Source organism: Cyanobium sp. FACHB-13342, from assembly GCF_014697415.1.
Taxonomy (GTDB): domain Bacteria; phylum Cyanobacteriota; class Cyanobacteriia; order PCC-6307; family Cyanobiaceae; genus Cyanobium_A.
In genome coordinates this window covers 142,984-156,976 of record NZ_JACJRT010000008.1, presented here as the reverse complement: position 1 = coordinate 156,976, position 13,993 = coordinate 142,984, and the positions used below count along the sequence as shown (strand labels likewise).

The 13,993-nt window shown below is 67.9% G+C and carries 16 protein-coding genes and 1 other RNA gene; 6 read left to right on the top strand and 11 right to left on the bottom strand.

What is annotated here, in order from left to right; genetic code table 11:
- The first annotated feature begins 29 nt into the window (after window positions 1-29).
- The gene (gene ftsH / locus H6G16_RS06210; RefSeq protein ID WP_190389428.1) at window positions 30-1,955 is read left to right on the top strand and encodes an ATP-dependent zinc metalloprotease FtsH; all 1,926 of its coding nucleotides are present in this window, start codon (window positions 30-32) and stop codon (window positions 1,953-1,955) included.
- On the opposite strand, the gene H6G16_RS06205 is transcribed toward ftsH, so the two are convergent.
- Both H6G16_RS06205 and clpP read right to left on the bottom strand, forming a co-directional pair.
- Window positions 1,956-2,261, bottom strand: coding sequence for a hypothetical protein (locus H6G16_RS06205; protein ID WP_190389427.1), 306 nt, complete (start codon window positions 2,259-2,261; stop codon window positions 1,956-1,958).
- 104 nt (window positions 2,262-2,365) lie between these two features.
- On the bottom strand, window positions 2,366-2,956 hold the full coding sequence (gene clpP / locus H6G16_RS06200) for an ATP-dependent Clp endopeptidase proteolytic subunit ClpP (RefSeq protein ID WP_190389426.1): 591 nt from the start codon (window positions 2,954-2,956) through the stop codon (window positions 2,366-2,368).
- 76 nt (window positions 2,957-3,032) lie between these two features.
- Here clpP and psb29 point away from each other — a divergent pair, with 76 nt between their 5' ends.
- Complete coding sequence (psb29, locus tag H6G16_RS06195; RefSeq protein ID WP_190389425.1) at window positions 3,033-3,752, top strand: photosystem II biogenesis protein Psp29; 720 nt, start codon at window positions 3,033-3,035, stop codon at window positions 3,750-3,752.
- On the opposite strand, the gene H6G16_RS06190 is transcribed toward psb29, so the two are convergent.
- The 3 genes from H6G16_RS06190 to petN form a co-directional block, all read right to left on the bottom strand.
- Complete coding sequence (locus tag H6G16_RS06190; RefSeq protein WP_190389424.1) at window positions 3,700-5,043, bottom strand: hypothetical protein; 1,344 nt, start codon at window positions 5,041-5,043, stop codon at window positions 3,700-3,702. The genes psb29 and H6G16_RS06190 overlap by 53 nt on opposite strands.
- Entirely contained in the window at window positions 5,034-6,248 is a 1,215-nt protein-coding gene (locus H6G16_RS06185) for a CofH family radical SAM protein (protein ID WP_242036231.1), read from the bottom strand. Before H6G16_RS06185 ends, H6G16_RS06190 begins: the two co-directional genes overlap by 10 nt.
- Before the next feature lie 229 nt (window positions 6,249-6,477).
- Window positions 6,478-6,579, bottom strand: a complete 102-nt coding sequence (gene petN / locus H6G16_RS06180) for a cytochrome b6-f complex subunit PetN (protein WP_190389423.1) — start codon at window positions 6,577-6,579, stop codon at window positions 6,478-6,480.
- Window positions 6,580-6,672: 93 nt separating this feature from the next.
- On the opposite strand from petN, the gene clpS reads away from it, so the two are divergent.
- A complete protein-coding gene (gene clpS / locus H6G16_RS06175) occupies window positions 6,673-6,963 on the top strand; it encodes an ATP-dependent Clp protease adapter ClpS (protein ID WP_190389747.1) in 291 nt (96 codons plus the stop codon).
- Window positions 6,963-7,283 carry a DUF2103 domain-containing protein gene (locus H6G16_RS06170; protein WP_190389422.1) on the top strand — a complete coding sequence of 107 codons (321 nt, stop codon included), beginning with the start codon at window positions 6,963-6,965 and terminating at the stop codon, window positions 7,281-7,283. Before clpS ends, H6G16_RS06170 begins: the two co-directional genes overlap by 1 nt.
- Here H6G16_RS06170 and H6G16_RS06165 read toward each other — a convergent pair.
- Window positions 7,235-7,669 carry a hypothetical protein gene (locus tag H6G16_RS06165; protein WP_190389421.1) on the bottom strand — a complete coding sequence of 145 codons (435 nt, stop codon included), beginning with the start codon at window positions 7,667-7,669 and terminating at the stop codon, window positions 7,235-7,237. The two genes, H6G16_RS06170 and H6G16_RS06165, sit on opposite strands and share 49 nt — an antisense overlap.
- An 80-nt stretch (window positions 7,670-7,749) precedes the next feature.
- Here H6G16_RS06165 and H6G16_RS06160 point away from each other — a divergent pair, with 80 nt between their 5' ends.
- Entirely contained in the window at window positions 7,750-8,397 is a 648-nt protein-coding gene (locus H6G16_RS06160) for an NAD(P)H-dependent oxidoreductase (protein WP_190389420.1), read from the top strand.
- Window positions 8,398-8,680: 283 nt separating this feature from the next.
- On the opposite strand, the gene ssrS is transcribed toward H6G16_RS06160, so the two are convergent.
- The 4 genes from ssrS to H6G16_RS06140 all read right to left on the bottom strand — a co-directional run bounded on the left by ssrS (window position 8,681) and on the right by H6G16_RS06140 (window position 12,429).
- A non-coding RNA gene (gene ssrS, locus H6G16_RS06155) (6S RNA) lies at window positions 8,681-8,864 on the bottom strand.
- 6 nt (window positions 8,865-8,870) lie between these two features.
- A complete protein-coding gene (locus H6G16_RS06150; RefSeq protein WP_242036230.1) occupies window positions 8,871-10,094 on the bottom strand; it encodes a 5-(carboxyamino)imidazole ribonucleotide synthase in 1,224 nt (407 codons plus the stop codon).
- A gap of 5 nt (window positions 10,095-10,099) precedes the next feature.
- Window positions 10,100-11,419, bottom strand: coding sequence for a hypothetical protein (locus H6G16_RS06145; RefSeq protein WP_190389419.1), 1,320 nt, complete (start codon window positions 11,417-11,419; stop codon window positions 10,100-10,102).
- Window positions 11,420-11,544: 125 nt separating this feature from the next.
- Window positions 11,545-12,429: a sugar ABC transporter permease gene (locus H6G16_RS06140; RefSeq protein WP_190389418.1), complete on the bottom strand. Its 885-nt coding sequence runs from the start codon at window positions 12,427-12,429 to the stop codon at window positions 11,545-11,547.
- A 119-nt stretch (window positions 12,430-12,548) separates the two neighbouring features.
- Here H6G16_RS06140 and aroB point away from each other — a divergent pair, with 119 nt between their 5' ends.
- A complete protein-coding gene (aroB, locus tag H6G16_RS06135) occupies window positions 12,549-13,661 on the top strand; it encodes a 3-dehydroquinate synthase (protein WP_190389417.1) in 1,113 nt (370 codons plus the stop codon).
- Here the strand turns inward: aroB and H6G16_RS06130 are convergent.
- A complete protein-coding gene (locus H6G16_RS06130; protein WP_190389416.1) occupies window positions 13,646-13,990 on the bottom strand; it encodes a hypothetical protein in 345 nt (114 codons plus the stop codon). The genes aroB and H6G16_RS06130 overlap by 16 nt on opposite strands.
- Between the last annotated feature and the right edge of the window lie 3 nt (window positions 13,991-13,993).

Genomic DNA, 13,993 nt, shown 5'->3' with positions numbered 1-13,993 from the left:
GTTACACTTGTTAAGAATGTGTCTCAGCTATGAACCAGCGCTGGCGTCTGATTGCCCTCTGGCTACTGCCCCTGGCAGTGGTGGCCTTCCTGGGATGGCAGCTGCTGAGCAACGGAGGCACGGCACGGTTCAACCCCAATAGCGCCTCCAGCCCCACCGTGGCCCCCCGCAATGCCGCGGTGGCGCGCATGAGCTACGGCCGCTTCCTCGACTACGTGGATGCGGGCCGGGTGACGGCCGTCGACATCTTCGACGGTGGACGCAGCGCGGTGATCGAGGCGGTGGACCCCGATCTCGATAACCGGGTGCAGCGCCTGCGGGTGGATCTGCCCGGCGTCGCACCTGAGCTGGTGAACAAGCTCAAGGACCAGGGCATCAGCTTCGACATCCATCCCCCCAAGAGTGCGCCACCGGCCCTCGGACTGCTGGGCAACCTGCTGTTCCCCCTGTTGCTGATCGGCTCCCTGATCTTCCTGGCCCGCCGCGGCAACGGCATGCCCGGTGGCCCAGGCCAGGCCATGCAGTTCGGCAAGACCAAGGCCCGTTTCGCCATGGAGGCTGAAACCGGGGTCAAGTTTGACGATGTGGCCGGGGTGGAGGAGGCCAAGCAGGACCTCCAGGAGGTGGTGACGTTCCTCAAAACCCCCGAACGCTTCACCTCGGTGGGCGCCAAGATCCCCAAAGGTGTCCTGTTGGTGGGCCCTCCCGGCACGGGCAAGACGTTGCTGGCCAAGGCGATCGCCGGCGAGGCGGGTGTGCCTTTCTTCTCACTCTCCGGTTCGGAGTTCGTCGAGATGTTCGTGGGCGTGGGCGCCAGCCGCGTGCGCGACCTGTTCAAGCGCGCCAAGGAAAACAGCCCCTGCCTGATCTTCATCGACGAAATCGATGCGGTTGGTCGTCAGCGGGGCGCCGGCGTGGGCGGCGGCAACGACGAACGGGAGCAGACCCTGAACCAGCTGCTCACCGAGATGGACGGCTTCGAGGGCAACAGCGGCATCATCATCATTGCCGCTACCAACCGAGCCGATGTGCTCGATTCAGCCCTGCTGCGCCCGGGTCGCTTTGACCGCCAGGTGCAGGTGGACGTGCCCGACATCAAGGGGCGCCTCTCGATCCTCAACGTGCACAGCCGCAACAAGAAGCTGGCCGAGGACGTGAGCCTCGAGGCCATTGCCCGCCGCACGCCGGGCTTCTCCGGCGCCGATCTGGCCAACCTGCTGAACGAGGCGGCCATCCTGACGGCCCGGCGTCGCAAGGAAGCCACCACCCTGGCTGAGATCGACGACGCGGTGGATCGGGTGATTGCCGGCATGGAGGGCAAACCCCTCACCGATGGCCGCAGCAAGCGCCTGATCGCCTACCACGAAGTGGGCCATGCCCTGGTGGGCACCCTGGTGAAGGCCCACGACCCCGTCCAGAAGGTCACCCTGATCCCCCGGGGCCAGGCCCAGGGCCTCACCTGGTTCTCCCCCGATGAGGAGCAGATGCTCGTGAGCCGGGCCCAGCTGCGGGCCCGCATCATGGGAGCCCTCGGCGGCAGGGCCGCTGAGGACGTGGTGTTTGGCTATTCCGAGGTCACCACCGGCGCCGGTGGTGACATCCAGCAGGTGGCTTCGATCGCCCGCCAGATGGTCACCCGTTTCGGCATGAGCGATCTCGGCCAGGTGTCCTTTGAAGCCGGCAACCAGGAGGTGTTCCTGGGCCGCGACCTCATGACCCGCAGCGACGGCTCGGACCGGTTGGCCAGCAAGATCGACGATGCCGTGCGGGAGATCGTGCAGAGCTGCTACGCCGACACGGTGAAGCTGGTGGCCGCCCACCGGGACTGCATGGATCGGGTGGTGGAACTCCTGATCGAGAAGGAGAGCCTCAATGGCGACGAATTCCGCGCCATCGTGGCGGAATTCGCCCCCATTCCGGAGAAGGAACGCTTCTCCCCGCTGCTGGCTGGCTGATCAGGCGACGGCGCTGGCCATCACCGGGCCAGCGTCCACCCGGCTGGCCGTGGGTGCGGTGCTGGGATGCTCGGCCATCCAGCGCTGAACCCACTTGGCGGCAACCCGGTTCGATTCCTCCGCGGCCTCGCTGGTTTCAAACACGCTGAGGGAGATCATGCGGTCTCCAGCATCACCCACATCCACGAAGTAATAGGACACAAAGCCCGGCAGGGCCTGCATTTCAGCCAACAACCCATCGAGCAGGGGCTGGGTGGCCTCCGCTGGATCCTGGATTCCCTCGTACTCCCGCAGGGTGGCGTACATCAACAGGACTGGCGGAGTGCCCACCAAATCTGGTGAGCCCGCCTTCCACCGTCAAGCAGCCACCGTCAAGCAGCCACCGCCACCCACAAGGGCCGTGATTTGGCTCAGACCGGACGAACGGGCCGCTTCTCGATCACTTTGTCGATCAGGCCGTAGCTGACGGCTTCCGCCGGCGACATGAAGAAGTCGCGGTCGGTGTCCTCCTCAATGCGGGGCAGGGGCTGGCCGGTGCGGTCGGCCAGCTCCGTATTGAGCTTCTTCTTGAGGTAGAGAATTTCGTCCGCCTGGATGCGGATGTCACTGGCCTGACCGCGGGCACCACCCAGGGGCTGGTGGATCATGATCCGGGAGTGGGTGAGGCTGCTGCGCTTGCCCTTGGTGCCGGCACAGAGCAGGAAGGCACCCATCGACGCCGCCAGACCGACGCACACCGTCTGCACATCGGGCTTGATGTGCTGCATGGTGTCGAAAATGCCCAGGCCGTCGTACACCGAACCACCTGGGGAATTGATATAGAGGAAGATGTCCTTCTCCGGATCCTCCGCCTCCAGGAACAGCAACTGGGCCACCACCCGGTTGGCGGACTCGGACGTCACCGGCTCGCCCAAAAAGATGATGCGCTCCCGCAGCAGGCGGGAATAGATGTCAAACGCGCGCTCACCCCGGCCCGACTCTTCAATGACGATCGGGATCATGGAGCTGCTGGGGCGGTTGAACCCGATCTTACTGAGCCTGGGCGGCTAGGGTCGGCCCACCTTGGCCTGATCCCGCGTGAGTGCAGCTCTCACTGTTGCCGACAGCAAGCGAGCCTTCCACGCCGCCTTCCCCCACGTCATTGCGCCCCTCTACCGGCGCATGGTGGATGAGCTGCTGGTGGAGCTTCACCTGCTCAGTCGCCAAAAGGGGTTCCGCAGCGATCCCCTGTTCGCCTGTGGACTGATCCAGGTGTTCGACAGCTTTGCCAAGGGGTACAAACCTGAGGCCCAACGGGCTCCGCTGTTGAGCGCCCTCTGCGCCGCCTCGGGCTTCGATGCCACGGCCCTGCGCCAACAGCGCGACGCCGCCATGGCCGCCATGGGCAGCCACAGCGTCGAGCAGGTGAAGCATTGGATTGAGCAGGAGGGCAACGGCGCCCCGGAGCCGGTGGCGGCGGCCCTGGCCAGCATCCGGCGCAGCGATTTTCACTACTCAAGGCTGATGGCGGTGGGATTGCTGAGCCTGCTCGAGCAAGCCCAGGGCGCCGATGCCATGGATCCCATTGCCCTGCGCAATTACGCCCACGACCTCGGCGGCGCCATGGGCCTGCTGCGGGAGCGGCTCGACAAAGACCTCAACCTCTATGCCGGCAACCTGGAAAAGATGGCCCAGGCGGTGGAGCTGATGGAGGAAACCGTGGCTGCCGAACGGCGCAAACGGGAACGCCAGCAGCAGGGGCTGACTAGCGGGCCGGAGAGCGAGGCTGCAACTGAATCGACCCCGTCAGTTGGCTGAGCGGGGACAGCAACACCCGTTTGCCCGGCGCTGAACTGGAGGCCACCAGGCTGAGCTGGCTGGCCTGGCGCACCAGCAGGGGAAACTCCGGTGGCAGCAGCCCGGCTGCCGCCAGCGTCGCTGGCCTGGCCCGCAACTGGGACTCGCGGCCACCGCCCTGCAGCGGGGGGATGGCGGCTGGGGAACTGCTGGGTTCGGGGCCGAGGTACAGCAGAAGCGCGGGGGGGGCAGATCGGGGCAACACCCAGCGCCAGCCACCCACCACCTGCCCATCCTCCCGCCGCCAGCGCAGGGCGGGCAGGGACGTCGAGCCGCCACTGGTGGCCTCAAGCCCCTGGGCCTCCAGCGGGGCCTTCAGCCCCTCCAGCAGCCGATTCCAGGGCCGGCGGTCCCCCGTCACCTCCAACTGCAGGGCCAGACCCGCCTGAAACGGGCCCTGGGCAAGGGAACGCAACTGCAACACAAAGGGCACCCGGCGCACCAGGGCCAACTGGCCTTCGCCGATGCCATAGCGGGCGGCCAGGGGGTCACGGATCAGCTGACGGCTGAGCAGCCCCTGCAGCACTCCCTCCAGGGCCGGGCCGCGCCACTCCAGCAGCAGATCATGGGCCAGGGGCTCAGGCAAGGAGGCCGCAGCGCTGGGCCCCGGATCGGCCAGGAAGCCACCGGCCGCACTGGCTTCCCCCGACAACTGGAGGCTGGTTCCCTTCAGGCGGAGGCTCAGGCAGCCCTCCTGAAAGCGCTGCAGCAGCGGCGCCATGGGCCCGGCCATCACCCCCAGGCCCAAGGGTGCCCAGAACACGGCCTGCTCCTGCTGGAGCCGCTGCAGGCAGCGCTGTTCGAGCCCCCGGCGCTGGCGCTGGGCCAACTTGAGCTGATCCTGCAGAAGCCGCTGGGACAGGGGGTCGGGGGCCACCACGATCAGGTCATCCACCCGCAGGGCATGGGCTGGTGGGGCCGTTGGCAGATCCTGGGCGGGGAAAGCCAGAAAGGCGCCCCCATCGCCATCGCGGCCCCAGAACTGCCACCACACCCGGCTTTGGCGACGCCAGACCCGGCGGGCCAGGGGCTCGCCAAGGCGCTGGGTCCAGAGGGCGGGCACCGGACGCTGGGGCGCCGCGGGAAAACTCTGCAGCAGGGCGGACTGGGACAACAGCCGCTCCAGCCCCTCGGCCCGGGGCCGGGGCCAGCGCAGCAAGACCCCGGCGGGCACCAGCAGCAGCAGGGCCGTGAGGGCAGCGCTCCACCGCAGGGGGAGGGAGCGGGTCGCCGCCAGGGTGTTCATGGGCATGCCCCGTAGAGGGTGGTGCGCCGCCGCACCGAACGCCCCAGGTGACGGGCGGCCCCCTCCAGGGCCTGGGGCGACTGACGGGTGCCACCGCTGGCGCCCGCCATCGTGGTGATGTGTTCCTCCATCAGGGTGCCCCCCAGATCGTTGCAGCCCCAGCGCAGAGCTTCGGTGGCCCCGGCGAGGGTGAGTTTCACCCAGCTGGGCTGATGGTTGGGAAACCAGGGCCCCAGCAGAATCCTGGCCTGGGCCGTCAGCCGCAGCATGGCCCTGCGGTCGGGCTGGTCCCGGCACACCCGGGCCCGCAGGGCAGCAGGCGCCGAAGCACCCACAAACGGCAGCAGCACAAACTCGGTGAATCCCTGGCGGTGATGCTGGCAGGCGTGGCGCTGCAGTGCCACCAGGGTCAGCAGGTGGGCTGCCAGATCGGCCGGTGCCTCGATGTGGCCGGCCATCAAGGTGCTGGTGGCCGGCAACCCCTGGGCCTGCACCTGGAGGATCACGGCCACCCACTCGCGGGCCGAGAGTTTCTCAGGGCAGAGCACCCGACGCACCCGCTCACTGAGCACCTCCGCGGCCGTACCCGGCACGGACGCCATCCCCACCGCCCGCAACCGCTCCAACACCCGATCGAGGGGCAGCCCATCGTGCTGGGCCATGTAGAGGAGCTCCTGGGGGGAAAAGGCATGCAGGTGGATCCCCGGAGCCGCCCCCTGCAGCAAGCGCAACAGCCCCTCGGCGTAGGCCAGCTGGCTGCCATCCACGGTGGCGGCTGGGTTCAGCCCCCCCTGGATGCACAGTTCCGTAGCACCGGCAGCCTGGGCCTCGGCGGCCCGCTGCTCCAGCTCCGCTTCCGTGAGCCAATAGGCCCCGGGTTCGCCGGCGTCCCGGCGGAAGGCGCAGAAACTGCAGTGCTTGATGCAGTGGTTGGAGACGTTGAGGTTGCGATTGACCACGTAGGTCACGGCGTCACCCGCCAGCTCCTGGCGCAGGGCATCAGCCGCCTGACGCAGCTGCTCGTCCTCGTTGGCCGAGGGAACCCGACTCAGCAGGGCCAGGGCCAAGGGCCCCAGGGCAGCAGGGCAGGCGGGCTCTTCAGCTGCAACGCCGTGGGCTGCGGCAATGGCGCTCAGCAGGCTGGCGAGGGGGATGGGGTCATCGCCGCACCCAGGGTGGGGCGTGGGGGGCAGGGCAGGGGGCGGAACCAACAGCTGGTCTGCAAGCTGCCAGGCCCAGTCGGCCAATCCCGCAGGAGTGCCAGCCCTCACGGGCGGCGTTTGGCTTCAAGGGCCTTACGGCGCCGGCGATCCCGCCACTCAATCGTGGAGAGGTAGAGGACGCCTCCGCTGACAAAAACCAACAACAGGGCTGCCACACCAGACAGCACCTGGGAGGCAGAAATGGGCAGCTCAGGCACTGAAATTGGCCACGCCGCGCTCAGAACTTGATGCTGTTGTCGCCATGACGACCCCAGACCACCATGGCGATCGAGAAGCTGAACAGGGCTGCCAGAGAAGCCCAACCCACGGTGTTCAACATGGCGCAGCCATCAGTCGTTGGCGGCACTTTACCTAGGGTGGAGCCTGCCTGGCATCTGCAGTTGTGGTTCTGGACCTCGGTCTCCGTGGGGTGATGGCCAGTTCCTCCCCCAGCCCTGTGCAGGAGCGGCAACGGCTGCGCCAGCCGTACCCCCACTTCAAGGTGGTGGTGCTGGACGACGACGTGAACACCTTCCAGCACGTGGTGGAGTGCCTGGTGCGGATCATTCCCGGCATGCAGCCCGACCAGGCCTGGGATCTGGCCCACCGCATCGACAGCGAAGGCTCGGCCGTGGTGTGGTGCGGCCCCCAGGAGCAGGCCGAGCTCTACCACCAGCAACTGGGGGCAGAGGGCCTGACGATGGCCCCCCTGGAGCCCGCCTGATGGGACGGGTGGTGATCACCCACAGCACCTACATCGAGGGGTTGATCCCCCTGTTGAAGCGGTTGGCCCACTGCCCCGGGATCGACACCGTCACGCCCGCGGTGATCAGCCGGGTGCGGGGCCGCAGCGCCCAGCTGCGGCTGCGGGTGTCGGCACCGATCACCGGCGGGCACAAGCTGGTGGCCCGGCGGGGCAGCAGCGTCCAGGAGGTGTTCGTGGTCACCGACTGGAACCGCGAGCAGCTGCAAGGGCAGCTCGATCAGCTGCTGGGTCAGGCCCCCCCACCCAACAGCAGCTCGCCGGACGGGGCGCGTTCATAAACCGCCGCCGCCCCGAAGCGGGCATAGGCCCCGCCCTCCCGGAACCAGCTCTCCTCCTCCAGAGTCAGACCATCGGGATGGAGGTCCCAGCGCGCCTGGAGGTAGCTGGAGTAGTCCTCCAGATTGGTTTGGGGGGCCTGCCAGTGCACCACGGCAAAGGCCACGGCCCGCACCCGCACGATCCCTCCCGGGGCCTCCTGGATCTCCTCCTCCAGAAGGAAAGTGCGAAACCGCGCCGAGCCCACAGCGGATTCGGCAGCGGAACCAGCCTCTGCCAGTCGACCCTCGAGCGGATATTTGCGCAGGTAGAGCTCGCGGGCCCGGGGAAACACGGGGCCCGGCGCCACGGAGAGCAGGGATTCAAAGGCCTGCTGGAACGGGTTCATCAGCACAGACGAGCCAAACCCTCTTCGGGTCACCACCCCATCCAGAATGCCGCCTGATCCCGCCTGCTGTCGTCGCCCCCATGCCGCTCACCCCAGCCCAGCTCGAAGGGGCCCTGGCCTGGCGTTACGCCACCAAGGTGTTTGACCCCAGCCGCCCAATCGATGCCCGCACCTGGGGAGCCCTGGAAAATGCCCTGGTGCAAAGCCCATCGAGTTATGGCCTGCAACCGTGGAAATTTCTGGTGATCCGCGACCCGGACCTGCGCCAGCAGCTGCGTCCCGAATCGTGGAACCAGAGCCAGATCACCGATGCCTCCCATTTGGTGGTGTTCCTGGCCCAACGGCGCATCGGCGCCCCCGAGGCCGACCGCCTGATTGAGACGATGGCGCGCATCCGGGGACTGGCCCCAGACCAGCTGGCCACCTACCGCGAGATGATCGACGTCGATCTGATCCGGGGCCCCCGCAGTCAGCAGATCGAGCGCTGGGTGAGCAACCAGGTGTACATCGCCCTGGGCACCTTCATGGCGGCGGCGGCCCTGCTGGAAGTGGACACCTGCGCCATCGAGGGCTTCTCCCCCGAGGCCTACGACAGGATCCTGGGACTGGAGGATTCGCCTTACCGCAGCTGCGTGGTGTGCGCCGCTGGCTATCGCTCTGCCAGCGACGCCTACGCCAACCTGGCCAAGGTGCGTTACGCGGCCAGCGAACTCATCGAAGTGCGGTGATTGCCGAGGCCCAGACTCGTCAACGGGCTGCCTGCAACGCCGCCACCAGGGGCTGGAGTTTGCGACGCCAGGCGTCTGCTGGCTGACGGCCTTGGTCGGCCTCGGCAGCCCGCAGCAGACCGGCCAACTTGTGAGCCATCACGGCGTGGGCGCGCTCAGAACCCAAAACTGAGGGAGTCACGAAAGCAGCTGGTTAATTACCTCTCCAGCGTGAAGACGCAACCCCTGAACGTCAGCCAAGCCAGCAAGTCTTGGAGGACAGTTTCTGAATCGTCCGAGAAAAGGGTGGACCGCCGTGCCGTTTTGCCCCAGTGTTCGACCTGGTGGAACCAGAAGGGGGATCAAGGACGGGGCGCCGTTTCCGGCTGCAAGGCCGGCTTACGTTGCTTCCGCTGCAGACCCCCCATGTCGAAAAGGGAGTCAGATCAGAAAACTGTAAAAGGCAGTCACCAACAAGGCAGTCCGCCGGAACTTTACGCCCCTTTGACCAGAACTGGAGCCGGCGGCGTGGGCAACAGGGGGGGCAGGGGCCAGATCCGACGCACCTGCTCCAGCAGCTGCTCAGCCTGGGGGCCGCGCTCCTGGGGTGTGGTGCCCTGCAACAGCAGGGTGATGTGGCCCAACTTGCGCCCGGGACTGGAGCCCTGCTTGCCGTACCAGTGCACGCTGGCACCGGGCAGGGCCGCCAGGGCGTCGCGCTGGACCAGGTAATCCGCCTCGGAGCTTTCAAAACCGAGCAAATTCACCATCAGGGCGCCGGGCACCTGCAGGTCCACCGCCCCCATGGGCAGGCCCGCCACGATCCGCACCTGCTGCTCAAACTGGCTGGTGCGGGCTGCTTCGATCGTGTAGTGACCGGAATTGTGGGTGCGGGGAGCGATTTCGTTCACCTGCAGGCCACCGGGCCCATAGAACAGTTCAATCGACAGCACGCCGACGTAGTTGATCGCCGTGAGCAGGGAGGCCGCAATGTTGCGGGCGTAGGCCTGCACCGCATGGGGCACCGCCGCCGGTGCCAACACCCAATCGCAGATCTGCTGGTGCTGGTGGGTCTGCACCAGGGGATAGCACTGCACATTGCCATCACGGTCGCGGCAGGCGAGCTGGGAGAGCTCCTGCTCAAACAGCACCAACTCCTCCAGGATCCAATCGCTGGCGCTGACGCGTGCCAACAGGGCCTCGAGATCCTCCGCGCATCGCAACACGGCCGTGCCCTTGCCGTCGTAGCCGCCCGTGGTGGCCTTGGCCATCACGGGGTAGGCAAAGCCCTCGGGCAAGGCGCCGTCACTGGGCAGCTCGCTCCAGCGGGGGCAGGGCAGGCCGAGGGTCTGCAGCAGTTGACGCTGGCTGCGTTTGCACACCAGGGGGGAAAGCGCCTCCAGGCTGGGCAGAAAGGCCACCCCATCGAAACTGAGGGGGGCCAGCGCCGGCAGGTCGACCCACTCGTTCTCAAAGGTGATGGCGCTGCTGCGACGGGCCAGCTCCCGGGTGGCCGTCACGTCGTCGAGTTCCGCCTGCACCACGCTGGTGGCCAGGGTCGTGGCCGGGTCGTGGGTTCCGGGGGTCTGCACATGCAGGGGCACGTTCAGGTTGCGGGCCGCCGATGCCAACATCCAGGCGAGTTGCCCCCCTCCCACAACCCCGATGGATGGGGCGTCCGGGGGAGTCCCCTGTTGTCCCATCTGGATCTGCACCATCTAGATCAGGACGCCCCGTTGAACTCGTACCAGGCCACCAGCAATTGATAGGCGGCGCTGCGGCGCGACCACAGCCTGGGGTCACCCCCCTGGTCTGGATGCCAGTGCATCAGGTTACGGCGCCAGGTGGCCCGCACCTCCTGCCAGCCACTGCCGGGCAACACGCCCAGCTCCTCGCAGGCCTCCCGATAGCAGCTCAGGAAAGGATCGCCGGCGACGGTCGACCAGCCCTCCTGGGCTGCTGGGGCCGCGAAGGCGCCCTGTTCCAGGCGATCCACCAGGGCCTGGGCCTCCTGGCTGGCCTGGAGGGCCGCGGCCAGCTGCTGGCGGGCCTGGTCCATCTGGGCCGAGAGGCTACCGGCCAACTCCTCCACCCGCCGCTGGGCCTGCTCGGCGCCGATCCGGGCATCGGCCTGCACCTTGCCGGTGCTGGCGACCGCCGCGCTGAGGGTCGCTTCGGCCCGGGTGCAGCTCTGCTGGGCCTGCTGGATCCGTTGATCCATGGTGGCCATCTGGCCAGTGACGCTCTCGGCCACCTCCTGCGAGCGCACCTGGGCCAGCTGGGAGGCCTGGATGGCCGCGGAGGCATCGGCCCGCACCTGGGCCAGCTGGGCATCCTGGTCGGCACGCAGACGGTCGAGGGCCGTGCGAGCCTCCGTGGCCTCGCCCCGCAGCCGGTTGAGCTGCTCCTCCTGGCGGCGGATCAGTTGGTCGAGTTGGTCGCGGGCGCTGGCCATCTGATCGTTGAGGCCTACGGCCAGCTGATCCACCTGACCCTCCACCAGCTGCACGGCGGCCAGGGCGCCACTGGCATCCGAGGACTGGCTGACAAGCGAACGCCGCAAATCAGCATCGAGGGCAATCCGGGCCTGGCGAACCTGGGCCAGTTCCCGTTCGAGCTCGCGAATCCGCTCGGCAGCCTGGGCCGCAGCCCGATCCCGCTCCGCCTCCAGACTGCGCAGCGACGCGAGAGCCGCCGCCGCTTCCTCCCGGGCACGGGCAAGCTGCTGCCGGCTGTCCGCCTCCACCCGGGCCAGCGACGCCTCGGCGGTGCGGGCGGTGCTGGAGGACTGCTCCAGAGCCCGACTCACCTGGGGACGCATGACCACGGGCGCCCCGCCACGGCGGCCTGGCCGCGCTGGTGTCCCCCCCTTCGGCGCCCGAAGCAGGGCGACCCCAAAGGCGGAAAACACCAGGGGGGACACCAGCACCCAGTAGGTGTCGTTGCGAATTTCCTGATTGCCCTCCCGGGCCGCCTGCTGGCCCCGCACCAGGATCAGCAGAAACAGGACCACTCCCAGCCCCAGGCTGAACAGGCCGACCATCTGCCGCTCGCTCAATCTGGAGCTGGGTCTGCCACCGGAAGGCGCCATAGCCGGGATTTCAGGCGGGCGAACCCTAGGCGCCCCAAGCGGGTTGGTCCAGGGTCATGGGGCGGCCGGTGAGGGTTTCAGGTGAGGGCACGGTCGCCAGCGAACAGGTAGCGCACCAGACTCAGCAGCAACACGATCAGGAACAGGGCCAGGCCGATGGTGCAGGCATAGCTGATCTCCAGCTCGGAAAAGGCCTGGTCGTAGACGTAGTACACCAGGGTGCGGGTGGAGTCGGCGGGTCCGCCCTGGGTCATCAGATACACCTCCTCGAACACCTTGGTGGCGGCAATCGCCGAAATGACGGCCACCAGGGTGATGTAGGGCCGCAGCAGGGGCAGGGTGATGTCGAAGTGCTTGCGCAGGCCTTCACTGCCATCCAGGGCAGCCGCCTCGTAGAGATCCGGGGAGATGCCCTGGAGCCCCGCGAGGAAGATCACCATGTAGTAGCCCAGGCCCTTCCAGAGGGTCACCAGCATCACCGAGGGCAGGGCCAGCAGGGGGGAGGTGAGAAAGGCAATGGGCTGAAAGGAGCCGGGTAACAGGGCGCTGAGCCAGCCATTCACCAGGCCGTTTTCGGCATAGATCCAGCGGAAGGCGATCGCCGCCACCACGATCGACACCAGCACCGGGGTGTAGAAGGCGCCGCGAAACCAGTGAATGCCGGGCAGCTGGCGGTTGACCAGCACGGCGAGGGCCAGGGCGCCCAGCACGATGGGCGGCACCACCCCCACCAGATACAAAAACGTGGTGCCCGTGACCCGGAAGAACATCGGATCGGCCAGCAGGCGCCGCACGTTGGCCAGGCCCACAAACCGCAACGGCTCACTCACATCGAGGCCCGCCTGGCTGACACTCATCACCAGGGCCATCGCCGCCGGAATCAACACCGACAACCCCACCAGCACCAGGGCCGGAAGCAGGAACCCCCAGGCCGTGGCGGTGCGGGGGGCGGAGCTGGACATCACGACTCTCTTGGTGGGGGCATTGTGGAACCCGGGTCTAACGGACAGCCACCCCCCGGCTCCGGCCTCCAGCCCAAGCCGGGGGGCACCTTTAGCCTCGGACAAACCCACAGCTGCCGATGACTGCGACCCCAGCCGCCCGCCCGCTGTGCTCCATCACGGTGGCCCTGCAGGCCAATCCCTATCCGGTGGTGATCGGCGCCGGAGCCCTGGGCGGGCTGGGTGAGCAGATCCGCCAGCGCGGCTTCCCGTCGGGCACCAAGGTGCTGATCGTCACCAATCCCGTGGTGGAAGCCCATTACGGCGCGGACGCCTTGGCCAGCCTGCAGGCCGCCGGCTTCGAGGCCAGCACCCTGGTGATCGAGGCGGGCGAAGACCAAAAGACCCCGGCCACCGTGGCCCTGATCCACGACGCCGCCTTCGCCCGCAAACTCGAGCGGGGGTCGCTGATCGTGGCCCTCGGCGGCGGCGTGGTGGGCGACATGGCCGGATTCGCGGCAGCCACCTGGCTGCGGGGCATCGCCGTGGTGCAGGTGCCCACCACCCTGCTGGCCATGGTGGATGCGGCCATCGGCGGCAAAACCGGCGTCAACCATCCCGGCGGCAAGAACCTGATCGGCGCCTTCCACCAGCCGCGGCTGGTGCTAGTCGATCCGACCGCCCTGGCCACCCTGCCGGAGAGGGAGTTCCGGGCGGGCATGGCCGAAGTGATCAAGTACGGCGTGATCAGGGATCGGGACCTGTTCGAGGCCCTGGAGGCCGCCGGGGATCTCTCCAGCATGGGCGCGGTGGGGCCAGCCCTGCTGCAAACCCTGCTGGAGCGCTCCGCCGCCGCCAAGGCGGCCGTGGTGGCGGCCGATGAACACGAAGGGGGCCTGCGGGCGATCCTCAACTACGGCCACACCCTCGGCCACGTGGTGGAAACCCTCTGCGGCTACGGCACCTGGTTGCACGGCGAGGCCGTGGCGATGGGAATGGTGGCGGCCGGCGAGATCGCCCAGGCCATGGGGCTCTGGAGCGCCACGGATCAAAGCCGCCAGCGGGCGGTGATCGCCGCTGCCGGCCTGCCGCTGGACTGGCCGCGCCTCGACCCCGAGGCCGTGCTGACCTGCCTGCAGGGCGACAAAAAAGTGAAGCAGGGGCGGGTGAGGTTTGTGTTGCCCACCGCGATCGGCGCCGTGGAGATCCGCAGCGATGTCACCGAGGCCTCGATCCGTCAGCTCTCGCCGTAGGTGTCCTCGAGGGCCGTTTCCAGGGTGGTGATCAGCAGCACCAGGGCGGCACGGGCATCGAGATCCGGCCCGCTCACGGCCGCGATCCAGCGGTGGCAGAGCCCCTCAATCTGCTGAAACAGGTCTCCACCAGCCTGGAGGGTGGCCATCACCCGCTCGACGCTCTGCTCATCGGCCTCCGGCGGCAGGCCCACCACATAGCGGCGGCCATCGTCGCCGACATAGGTGAGTTGGCCCTGGCCATCGAGCACCGGCGTGGCGTGGGGCGTGATCGGCGCTGGCTGATCCGCCCCTGAATCGAGGGGTTGATCCCCGGGTTGATCCACCATCCG